General features: G+C 66.6%; 9 protein-coding genes and 1 pseudogene. 6 read left to right on the plus strand and 4 right to left on the minus strand.

The window, feature by feature from the left end:
* From P3W85_RS04550 to P3W85_RS04565, 4 genes and pseudogenes are all read right to left on the minus strand, one after another.
* A pseudogene (locus tag P3W85_RS04550) lies at positions 1 to 189 on the minus strand (hypothetical protein); the annotation flags it as partial.
* Positions 186 to 704, minus strand: a complete 519-nt coding sequence (locus tag P3W85_RS04555; RefSeq protein WP_276263885.1) for a MarR family winged helix-turn-helix transcriptional regulator — start codon at positions 702 to 704, stop codon at positions 186 to 188. The gene P3W85_RS04555 and the pseudogene P3W85_RS04550, both read right to left, overlap by 4 nt.
* Before the next feature lie 68 nt (positions 705 to 772).
* A complete protein-coding gene (locus P3W85_RS04560) occupies positions 773 to 1,783 on the minus strand; it encodes a Bug family tripartite tricarboxylate transporter substrate binding protein (protein ID WP_276263886.1) in 1,011 nt (336 codons plus the stop codon).
* A gap of 88 nt (positions 1,784 to 1,871) precedes the next feature.
* A complete protein-coding gene (locus tag P3W85_RS04565) occupies positions 1,872 to 2,972 on the minus strand; it encodes a porin (protein WP_017224205.1) in 1,101 nt (366 codons plus the stop codon).
* 340 nt (positions 2,973 to 3,312) lie between these two features.
* Here P3W85_RS04565 and coq7 point away from each other — a divergent pair, with 340 nt between their 5' ends.
* The 6 genes from coq7 to P3W85_RS04595 form a co-directional block, all read left to right on the plus strand.
* Entirely contained in the window at positions 3,313 to 3,936 is a 624-nt protein-coding gene (gene coq7, locus P3W85_RS04570; RefSeq protein ID WP_276263887.1) for a 2-polyprenyl-3-methyl-6-methoxy-1,4-benzoquinone monooxygenase, read from the plus strand.
* A gap of 479 nt (positions 3,937 to 4,415) precedes the next feature.
* A complete protein-coding gene (gene mraZ / locus P3W85_RS04575) occupies positions 4,416 to 4,844 on the plus strand; it encodes a division/cell wall cluster transcriptional repressor MraZ (RefSeq protein ID WP_017225818.1) in 429 nt (142 codons plus the stop codon).
* A 7-nt stretch (positions 4,845 to 4,851) separates the two neighbouring features.
* Positions 4,852 to 5,847, plus strand: a complete 996-nt coding sequence (rsmH, locus tag P3W85_RS04580; RefSeq protein WP_035809324.1) for a 16S rRNA (cytosine(1402)-N(4))-methyltransferase RsmH — start codon at positions 4,852 to 4,854, stop codon at positions 5,845 to 5,847.
* Positions 5,844 to 6,167, plus strand: a complete 324-nt coding sequence (ftsL, locus tag P3W85_RS04585; RefSeq protein ID WP_017225816.1) for a cell division protein FtsL — start codon at positions 5,844 to 5,846, stop codon at positions 6,165 to 6,167. The genes rsmH and ftsL overlap by 4 nt, the downstream gene beginning before the upstream one ends.
* Complete coding sequence (locus tag P3W85_RS04590) at positions 6,164 to 7,978, plus strand: peptidoglycan D,D-transpeptidase FtsI family protein (protein WP_017225815.1); 1,815 nt, start codon at positions 6,164 to 6,166, stop codon at positions 7,976 to 7,978. The genes ftsL and P3W85_RS04590 overlap by 4 nt, the downstream gene beginning before the upstream one ends.
* Positions 7,975 to 9,111 (plus strand): Mur ligase family protein (locus tag P3W85_RS04595; RefSeq protein ID WP_276263888.1); only part of this gene is annotated, 1,137 nt, incomplete at its 3' end. The genes P3W85_RS04590 and P3W85_RS04595, both read left to right, overlap by 4 nt.

The raw sequence follows: 9,111 nt of genomic DNA on the forward strand, positions 1-9,111 counted from the left end.
AGTGCCGGCGACGCCGCCATCCGGCACGTCGATCCGGCCCACCGGGGTTTTTTCACTGATGCGGCCGAGCTTGATGGTGACGTCGAGCGGCGTGATCCGGGGTTGCACCGGCGAACTCTGGCAAGCCGCGGCCAGCAGCAGCGGAACCAGCGGCAGCAGCGCCGCGAGCGAACCCGGGCGGACGCTCATGTGCTCACCAGCCCGGTTTTCAGCCGGCCCAGCAGGCGGAACAACGCCCGACGGTCGGTTTGCGGCAGGCCGCCGAACAGCTGTTCGATCCATTCCTCATGCGCGCGCGCCATTTTCGAGAATGCCGCGCGTCCGGCCGGCGTGAGCCGGATCAGGTAGGCGCGGCGATCGCTGGGCAGCGCCTCGCGCGAGACCAGGCCTTCCTGCTGCAACTGGTCGGTGATGCCGGTGACATTGCCGCCGGTGACCATCATGCGGCGCGACAGTTCGCCCATCTTCAGGCCCTCGGGATGGCGTTCGAGCTGGGCCATCAGGTCGAAGCGCGGCAAGGTGCAGGCGAAATCCTGGCGCAGGCGCGAACGGATGTCGGATTCGACCAGGTTGGTGCAGGTCAGCAGCCGCAGCCACAGGCGCAGGGCGTCGTGGCCGGCATCGTCGTGGCCGGTTTCGAGGTCGACCGGCACGTCTTCGGCGCCGGCCTTGGTGGTGGCCTCGGCGGCAGGGGGATTGGGCATTGCGGCACGCAGTTGTTTGATGTCTCAAGTATATGCGTTCGCATGCCACCACGGGCTGGTGCGGCGCCTCAATCTACCTTGGCGCCGGAATCCTTGACCACCTTGGCCCACTTGCCGTGCTCGGCGCGGATGAAGGCGGCGAACTGCTCGGGCGTATTGCCGACGGGCTCCGCGCCCTGGGCCTGCATCTTTTCCCGCACGGCCGGCGTGGCAAGCGAGCGGGCCACCTCCTGCTGGACGCGCGCGACGATGTCGTGCGGCGTGCCTGCCGGCGCCAGCAGGCCGAACCAGGAACTGGCCTCGAAGCCGGGCAGGCGGCCGGCTTCGGCAACGGTAGGAACGCCAGGCAAGGCGGGCGATGGCTTGGCGCTGGTGACCGCCAGCGCCTTGAGCTTGCCGCCCTTGATCAGCGCCATCGACGAAGGCAGGTTGTCGAACATCAGCTGCATGGTGCCGCCGGCCAGGTCGGTCAGCGCCGGGCCACTGCCCTTGTAGGGGAAATGGACCATATAGGTATGGGTCTGGGTCTTGAACAGCTCGCCCGCGAGATGGATCGAGGTGCCATTGCCGCTCGAAGCCATATTGAGCTTGCCGGGGTTGGCGCGCGCATAGGCGGTCAGGTCGGCGACGGTGCCGATCCGGTTTTGCTGCGCGAAAGCGGGGTTGACCACCAGCACGTTGGGCACCGACGCCACTTCGGTGATGGGCGCGAAGTCCTTGATCGGGTCGAACGGCAGTTTGCCGTACAGGGACTGGTTGATGCCGTGCGTGCCCACCGTGCCCATCAGCAGCGTGTAGCCGTCCGGCGCGGCCTTGGCGACCAGGTCGGCGCCGATATTGCCACCCGCGCCGGGCCGGTTGTCCACCACCACGTTCCAGCCTTGCAGTTTCGACAGTTCCGCGGCCACCGCGCGGGCCAGGATGTCGGTGGTGCCGCCGGCCGGGAACGGTACCACCAGGCGGATCGGCTTGCCGGGGTAGGGGTCGGCGGCCAGCGCAGGCCCGGCTGGTGTGCCAAGGCAGGCGCCGGCGAGGGTTGCAAACAGCAGGTGGGTGGCGCGGCGGCGGTTGCGGTGCATGGGCGGTCTCCTGGTGGGGCGGCAGCGGCACAGGCTGCAAAACCAAAAAGGCACCCGAAGGTGCCTTTGCGAAGCAGCGCGGATGCGCTTAGAACTTGTGGCGGATACCCACGCCGGCGCCGAGCATATTGGTCTTGCCGGCGCCAAGCGCATAGCCGTTGGCAAAGCCGATTGCCGCGGTGTCGAGGTTCAGACCGGCGTTCTTGGCGTACGCGGCGGTCAGGTAGACGTCGGTGCGCTTGGACAGGTTGTAATCGGCGATGAACGAGACTTGCCACGGATTCGGGACATTGACGCCGTTGAAGCTCTTGACGTTGTCGTAGTTGTACTGCAGCGTCAGGCCCAGCGGCGCGGTGACCTGGTAGTTGGCGCCGATCCAGTAGTAGTCGTCGCGCAGCACGCTGGCACCCGCGGAGCTCTTGGCCTGGCCCCAGCGATAGCCGGCCATGACCTTGGCCGGGCCGAAGGCGTAGCTGCCGGCGACGGCGGCCTTCTTGTAGGTGGTGGTGGTGCCCGCGGCAGCGCTTTCGGTGGGGTTGAACTGGTCGTAGGCGATGGTTGCGCCGAAGGGGCCGGCGGCATAGCCGACGCCCGCGCCATAGGCGGTGTCGCGGCGGAACTGGCCCGGGACTTCACCGTTGCCCGGTGCGCCGGCGCCGAACGACCAGTGGGCGATCGCGGTCACCGGACCGAACACGCCGGTGTACTTGACGGTGTTGTCGGAACGGAAGTTTACGCCAAGCTGGGCCACCACCGGCTCATACTGGGTGGCGTAGCCGCTGGGCGAGAAGTTGGCGAGCAGGTCGAACAGCGTGGTGTACTGGCGGCCGAGGGTGATGCGGCCGAACTGGGAGTTTTCCAGGCCGACATACGCTTGACGACCGAACAGGCGGCCGCCTTGCTGGATACTGCCGGTGTCCAGCGCAAAGCCGTTTTCGAGCACGAACAGCGCTTTCATCCCGCTGCCCAGGTCTTCCACGCCGCGCAGACCCCAACGCGAACCGGACAGGCCACCCGAGCTCATCCGGGTGACATTGCCCGAGGGGCCGTTGGTGCCGCTGACACTGGACATATGCGAGGCGAATTCGATGTTCATATCCGCCACGCCATAGAGCGTCACGCTCGACTGGGCCTGAGCAGCACCCGCAACAAGGCCAAGCGCAGCCAGCGCGAAAAGCGATTTTTTCATGCTCGATGATCTCCACGTAAGAATTATTGGTGGTCAGCGGCGAAACCTCCTGAGTCTCCATTCACCCGCTTACCCAACTTCGTCAGAAGTTGCCAAGTACTGTAACAAACCACCCTCGTTTCACAATCGGGTTGAGTGCCCTTGTCAGCTTTTCACAACTCAGGGTTTTGGAGTATCGGCCTCGGCCGGCGCGGGCCTGGCCGGGGCCGGGGGGGCAGCGGTGCGCCAGGCGGTCACGGTACAATGCGGGAAATCCCGAGGGTGGTTTGACACGTGCCGTGTCCTGTTTCGGCAGGCAAGCGTGGAACGCGCCCCGGGGCAACCACCAGTGCATGCATTCATGGATACCTTGATTCGCGAATTCGATGTGGCCTTGCGCGCGATCGCGGGCGTGACCCGTGCCAGCCGCGCCAACCCCGCCACGGAGCTTGCGCCCGACAGCGATAGCCTCGACCAGGCGCAACGTGGGCATGTGGCCGGGCTCATGCGTATCAACCACGTCGGCGAGGTTTGCGCGCAGGCCCTCTACCAGGCCCAGAAGCTGACTGCCCGTACCGCGCCGGTCCGGGCGCAGATGGACCAGGCCGCGCGCGAGGAAGAAGACCATCTGGGCTGGTGCGCCGAGCGCTTGCGCGAACTCGGCTCGCGTCCAAGCTTGCTCAACCCGGTCTGGTATGCGGGCGCTTTCGCCATCGGCTGGGTCGCCGGGCGCGCCGGCGATCGCGTCAGCCTCGGCTTCGTGGCGGAAACCGAGCGCCAGGTCGAGCAGCACCTGACCGGCCACCTCGAACAGCTTCCCGCCGCCGATGGGCGGTCCCGCGCGATTCTCGAGCAGATGCGCGACGATGAGGTGAGGCATGGCGATGCCGCGCGCGATGCGGGCGGCATGCCGTTGCCAGCGCCGGTGCGCGCGCTGATGCGGGCGGCCTCGCGGGTGATGACCACCGCCGCCTACCGGATCTGACCGTCCGGCCGCTGCCCGGGCAGCGCGCGACAGCCCCGCGAAGACCGCCATCCCGGCCCTGGCGCGCCTGGCCGCGACGGGGCAAACCTCCCCCCGCGCCAGCGGGGTAGACGCCAAAACGTTGTATCCTTCCATCGGTCCGGCGCGGCCGGGTTTTGGGCAGTAGGCAGTTCCTCCCTCGGTTGTTCTCAGGTGGTTTCTCTGCTTTCCTCCATAAGATCTTCATTTCATTAGGGATTCACTTTTACGGTGCTTGAGGTGTGCACGCTAAGTCATTGTTCTGATTAAAAAAATCCGGTTTGTTGCCTTACACCGAGCCTTGACCCGCCAAATTGCTTCCTCTAAAGTGGGAAATAGTGTGAGGAAGTGTATTTTTGTGTGAAAAGGTAGTCTGGCTATGGGATCATCGCCCAATGTCGGATTCGAAGGATTCACGCGCCAACCGGCAGTAAAGATGCCGGCGCGGACCGGGAGTTAGCTTGTTTCAGGGCGCATCGGCGCTGTCACTGGATGCCAAGGGCCGGATGTCGATTCCGGCGCGGCATCGTGAAGCGCTGCAACAGCAGGCCGAAGGCCGGGTTACGCTGACCAAGCACCCGGATGGCTGCCTGCTGCTGTTTCCCCGCCCGGAATGGGAAACCTTCCGTAACCGTATTGCGGCCTTGCCAATGGATGCGCACTGGTGGAAGCGCATCTTCCTGGGCAATGCCGCCGACGTCGACATGGACGGCGCGGGCCGGGTACTGATTGCCCCGGAACTGCGTAGCGCCGCCTTGCTCGACAAGGAAGTCATGCTGCTCGGAATGGGCAGCCATTTCGAAGTCTGGGATGCCGCGACCTATACCGCCAAGGAACAGCAGGCGATGGCGCAGGGCATGCCGGACGCATTGAAGAATTTCTCTTTCTGACGAGGTCATGAGCTCAACCCAAATGCCGGGGACCACCACCCTGCGCCATCGCACCGTGTTGCTGGACGAGGCTGTCGAGGCCCTGGTCTGGCGGCCCGACGGCGTCTATGTGGACGGCACCTTTGGCAGAGGGGGGCACAGCCGGGCAATACTGGCCCGGCTGGGGCCACACGGGGCGCTGGTTGGCTTCGACAAGGATCCGGCAGCAATCGCAGAGGCGGGCACCATCAAGGATGCCCGCTTCTCCATTGAGCACACCAGCTTCGCCGAGATGTCGGAGCGGCTGGCCGCGCGCGGCAAGGTGGCCGGCATCCTGCTCGACCTGGGTATCAGCTCGCCGCAGATTGACGACGCGCAGCGGGGATTTTCCTTCCGCTTCGAGGGGCCGCTGGACATGCGCATGGACACCACGCGCGGCATTACCGCCGCGCAATGGCTGGCGCAGGCGGATGAGCAAGACATCGCAAGGGTGATACGGGATTATGGGGAAGAACGGTTTGCTGTACAGATTGCAAAGGCGGTTGTTGCTCGCAGGAGCGAACCCGGCCATGGCGGACCTCTCACCACTACTGCCGAGCTTGCCGCGCTCGTGGCGAAAGCCGTCAAAACACGCGAGAAGGGTCAGGACCCTGCGACCCGCACCTTTCAGGCTCTACGGATTCACGTCAATCAAGAGCTTGCGGACCTCGAAAGAGGTCTGAGCGCGGCTTACGAGCTATTGCAGGACGGAGGGCGGCTGGTGGTGATCAGCTTTCATTCGCTGGAGGACCGCATCGTCAAGCGGTTCATGCAGGCGCACGCGCGTCCGCAGCAGGATGCCGATCCGGCCCTGCGCCGCGCTCCCCTGCGCGCCGACCAGTTGCCACAGCCGACGCTGAAGCTGCTGGGCCGGGTCAAGCCGGGCGCCGAAGAGATTGCCTCCAATCCGCGCGCGCGCTCGGCGGTGATGCGCGTGGCTGAAAAGCTGCCCGCCGTTTCGACCAGGCAGGCGGGCCGCGCATGAACCGCCTGACTTTCTTCCTGCTGGCTGCCCTGATGCTGTGCGCGCTCTCCCTGGTGAGCGCGCAGCACCAGGCCCGCACCCTGTTTGTCGCCGTTGACCGCGCCCAGGCGGAAGAAAAGCAGCTCGATATCGACTGGTCCCGGTTGCAGTACCAGCAGAGCTCGCTTGGCAAGAGCTCGCGGATCGCCGAGGCCGCGCGCAGCCAGCTGAAGATGACGCCGGTGCTTCCCGGCAGGACCCAATACCTGGCCGGCGTGGTGCTTGAAACACCGCCCGCCAGCGAGGCCGCAGCGGCAGCACCCGAGGGGAGTAAGCCATGACCATTGCACGGCCCTCGCAGCAGGCCCAGCGCGGCCAGCCGCGCGCCAGCAATTCGCGCCCCCGTTCCGGCCAGTTTGCCGCCAGCCCCGTGCTCGGCCTGCGCTTGCCGATGTGGCGCTCCAAGCTGGTGGTGTTCATGATGTTCGCCGCCTTTGTCGCCCTGGCCGGGCGCGCGCTGTGGATCCAGGGACCGGGCAACCAGTTCTATGAGGCCCAAGGCAAGAAGCGCGTCCAGCGTACGCTTGAGCTGCCCGCGACGCGCGGCAAGATTCTCGATCGCAACGGCCTGGTGCTGGCCACCAGCCTGCCCGTCAAGGCCATCTGGGCGGTGCCCGAGGACGTTCCCGACCAGATCGACGCGGACAAGATCCGCCAGTTGAGCAAGCTGCTCGATATGAGCGACAAGGAGCTGCGGCGCAAATTTTCCGAGGACAAGAGCTTTGTCTATCTGAAGCGCCAGGTGCTGCCGGATGCCGCGGACAAGATCGCCGCGCTCAAGATCGAGGGTATCCACCAGACCCGCGAGTACAAGCGCTTCTACCCGGAAGGCGAGGCCATGGCGCATATCGTCGGCTTCACCAACGTGGAAGACCGCGGCCAGGAAGGCGTGGAGCTTGCGCGCGAGGCTGTGCTCGCCGGCAAGCCCGGCGCGCGCCAGGTGATCAAGGACAGGCTTGGCCGCGTGGTGGAAGACGTGGGCATCCTCAAGACCCCGCGCGATGGCGAGGACCAGCAGCTCTCGATCGACGCCAAGATCCAGTACCTGGCCTACAACGCTGTCAAGGATGCTGTCGAGGCGAACAAGGCCAAGGCAGCCAGCGCCGTGGTGCTCGACGCGCAGACCGGCGAAGTGCTGGCGCTCGCCAACTGGCCCACCTACAACCCCAACGACCGCAGCCGCCTGTCCGGCGAACAGCTGCGCAACCGGGTGCTGACCGATAGCTTCGAGCCGGGCTCGATGGTAAAGCCGATCACCATTGGCCTGGCGCTACAGCTGGGCCGGGTGACGCCGACGACGGTGATCAATACCGGTAACGGCAAGTACACGTTCGAAGGCGCCACCATCAGCGACACCCATAGCAATGGGCCGCTGAGCGTGGCCGGCATCATCCAGAAGTCGAGCAATATCGGCACGGCCAAGATCTCGCAGATGCTCAAGGCACAGGAGATGTGGGACATGTTCACCAGCGTCGGCTTCGGCCAGGCGCCCAAGATCGGATTTCCCGGCGCGGTGGCCGGGCGCTTGCGGCCGGCCAAGAGCTGGCGCCCCATCGAGCAGGCCACCATGGCCTATGGCTACGGCCTGTCGGTCTCGCTGTTGCAGATGGCCCACGCCTATACCATCTTCGCGCATGACGGCGAGCTGATCCCGGTCACCATTTTCCGTACCAGCGGACCGGCTACCGGCGAGCGCGTGATATCGCCCGAGGTGGCGCGCCAGGTGCGCGCCATGCTCGAGACGGTGACCGCGCCTGGCGGCACCGCGCCCCAGGCGCAGGTGATGGGCTACCGGGTGGGCGGCAAGACCGGTACCGCCTACAAGCACGCCGGCCGCGGCTACGACCGCAGCAAATACCGCGCCTCCTTCATCGGCCTGGCGCCGATGTCGAACCCGCGCGTGATCGTCGCCGTCAGCGTGGATGAGCCCTCGGCCGGCAGTCACTATGGTGGCACCGTGGCCGGACCTGCCTTCGTCGCCATTACCGGCGGGGCGCTGCGTGCACTCAATGTGCAGCCTGACTCGCCGATCCGCCAGCTGGTGGTGAGCGACAGGGTGCCGGAAAGCGAACCGTGGGGCGGACCCCAATGAGCCAGTCCTTGCTACCCCTTGAAATTGCCGCCCAGGCCAGCGACGCGCTGGCCTGGCTGCGCCTGCACGCTCCCGCCGGCGCCAAGCTGACCGGCGACACGCGCCGGCTGACCCAGGGCGATGTCTTCTTTGCCTATGTGCTTGGCAACCGGCGCCTGTCCACCGATGCGCGCCCGCATATCGCCCAGGCCATCGCCCGCGGCGCCAGCGCCGTGGTCTACGAGGCCGACGGCTTTGCCTGGCCGCACGGCGAGGCCGTGCCGCATCTTGGCGTATCCGGCCTGCACCAGCTCGCCGGCCCGATCGCGGCAGGCTGGTATGACAATGCCGCGCGCGATCTCGCGGTCACCGGCATTACCGGCACCAACGGCAAGACTTCGTGCAGCCAGTGGCTGGCGCGCCTGCTGCAGGCGGCGGGCCTGCGCTGCGCCACCATCGGCACGCTCGGCACCGGTTTTCCCGATGCGCTCACCGCCACCGGCTTTACCACGCCGGACGCGGTCCAGTTGCAGGACAGCCTGGCCGAGCTGAACGGCGCAGGCGCGCGTGCGGTGGCGATGGAGGTATCCTCGCACGGGCTGGAGCAGGGCCGCGTGGCCGGCACGCACTTCGCCGTGGCGGTGCTGACCAACCTGACCCAGGACCATCTCGACTACCACGGCACGATGGCCGAGTACGAGGCGGCCAAGGGCCGCCTGTTCCAGTGGCCAGGCCTGCGTGCCGCCGTGATCAACCGCGACGACGGCATGGGCCGGCGCCTGCTGGCCGATCCCCTGGCTGCGGCGCAGGTGATCGAATACGGCATCGACGGCGCCGCCGCTGCGGGCCGTCAGGGCGGCCAGTGGCTGCGTGCCAGCGGTGTGCGCGCCACGGCCGCCGGCACCGCCTTCCATGTGGATGGCAGTTTCGGCAGCGCCGACGTCAGCACGCCGATGATCGGCGAGTTCAATGTCAGCAACCTGCTCGCCGTGCTGGGCGCCGCGCTCGCCAACGGCATCGGCTGGGCGGCCGCCATCGACGCGCTGCGTGGGCTCAAGCCGGTCGACGGCCGCATGGAGTTGTTCGGTGGCAGCCACGGTGGCCAGGACGGCCCGCTGGCGGTGGTCGACTACGCCCACACCCCCGATGCCCTG

The sequence above is a fragment of the Cupriavidus basilensis genome, from assembly GCF_029335485.1.
In the GTDB taxonomy this organism is placed as follows: Bacteria; Pseudomonadota; Gammaproteobacteria; order Burkholderiales; family Burkholderiaceae; genus Cupriavidus; species Cupriavidus basilensis_E.